1 pseudogene is annotated in these 303 nt (G+C 70.0%); it reads right to left on the reverse strand.

Going from position 1 to position 303, the window contains the following annotated elements:
• Window positions 1–303: pseudogene (locus PZH32_RS12830) on the reverse strand (potassium-transporting ATPase subunit B); the annotation flags it as partial.

A 303-nucleotide genomic window follows, 5' to 3' on the forward strand; every position in this document is an offset into this window, starting at 1 on the left:
CCCGGTCAGCGACGAACGGTCGCCGACGGACTCGCGCACCACCGGATCCGATTCGACCGTGATGGCACTCTCGTCCACCGAATCGGCGCCCAGGACAATCTCGCCGTCCGCCGGCACCTGTTCCCCGGCCATCACCAAGTACAGCTGGCCCTTCGCCAACGTCGAGGAGCTGACTGACTGCGCTGCGGCTCGCAGGAGCGCACCCTGAGCCTCCCCCTCGGCGGCCGCCAGATCCTGCTCGGCCAGCAACAGCGCCTCCACGTCGCGCTTGGCGGCGCGCAAGGAGTCGGCCTGGGCCTTTCC

Origin of the sequence: Adlercreutzia equolifaciens, from assembly GCF_029076695.1 — a bacterium.
Lineage (GTDB): Bacteria > Actinomycetota > Coriobacteriia > Coriobacteriales > Eggerthellaceae > Adlercreutzia > Adlercreutzia equolifaciens_A.